This window comes from Vibrio sp. Vb0349 (assembly GCF_033338975.1).
Window position 1 is genome coordinate 1 of record NZ_JAWOTS010000374.1, and the last position, 1,122, is coordinate 1,122.

Annotated in this window: 2 protein-coding genes; one reads left to right on the top strand and one right to left on the bottom strand. The window is 50.7% G+C overall.

The features are described 5' to 3' along the window. Positions 1-629 (top strand): YdcF family protein (locus R7Q47_RS25945; protein ID WP_318090221.1); only part of this gene is annotated, 629 nt, incomplete at its 5' end. A 77-nt stretch (positions 630-706) separates the two neighbouring features. On the opposite strand, the gene R7Q47_RS25950 is transcribed toward R7Q47_RS25945, so the two are convergent. Continuing rightward, on the bottom strand, positions 707-1,122 hold a 416-nt coding region (locus R7Q47_RS25950; RefSeq protein ID WP_318090222.1), incomplete at its 5' end, for an organic hydroperoxide resistance protein.

A 1,122-nucleotide genomic window follows, 5' to 3' on the forward strand; every position in this document is an offset into this window, starting at 1 on the left:
TCAATGCAGGCAAAGCGGCAGACATCCAACGCATCTTCGACACTGTAGACCGCGTGCTTGCCACGCCACTAAAAGAGAAAGCCGACAGAGGCAAGTTGGATGACAAAGGGGCGATCGTCACACTGGGATACGCACTGAATCCGGATGGTTCAATGCATCAAATCTTGGTTGAGCGTTTGGAAACCACGTTAGCAATGGCGAAAGCGAACCCAGATGCGATAATTATTTTGACGGGCGGCGTACCAAAGAACCACAAAACCGAAGGTAAATTGATGGCGGACTGGCTGATTGAAAAAGGAGTCAGCAAAGACCGCATCATCGAAGAAAACTACGCCACCAGCACGGTAGGCAATGCCCTGTTCAGCAGCTACGCCTTGGCGCGCCACAACATCAAACATGCGACCATTATCAGCTCGGCAAGTCACGTGCGTCGTGGTCAAACCTTGTTTGAAATCGCTAGTTGGCAAACTGGCCCGCAGGGCATCACTTTCGACACCGTAAGTTACCCAGACAAACCCCTCAAAGACTTAGCGAAAGCCAGCGAGAGCGAACTACTTGGCATTTACCGCGATGCGCTGCGTACTTACGGTATGTGGAGTTATCGCTCTTACCCGTTGGAGTCGCGTTAACCCTTATCGCCCCATTCAAATCGAAAAAAGCCTGCACGTTCGCAGGCTTTTTTGCATTAGAACAGTATCTAAAGCGATCAGATCGCTTCGCCATTTACTGTAACTGCGACGTCAATGTTGCCACGAACGGCATTTGAGTATGGGCAGACTTGGTGGGCAATGCGCGTCAGCTCTAGTGCTTGTTCTTGTGGTAGGTCTAACTCTGCCGCGAGGCTAACGGTCAACGCAAAGCCACCGTTTTCATTCGGGCCAATGCCTACTTCAGCTGTCACAGGTGCGCTCTTTAGCGCTACTTTTGCTTCACGCGCAACGTGCAAAATCGCGTTAGAGAAACAAGCCGAGTAACCCGCAGCAAACAGTTGTTCTGGATTCGTTGCTGCGCGTGTGCCACCCATCTCTTTTGGGTAAGCAAGTTCAAGATCCAGCAGACCATCGTTGGTTTTTACTTGACCATTACGGCCAGCCAGAGCAGTAGCTTGAGTTTTGTATAATG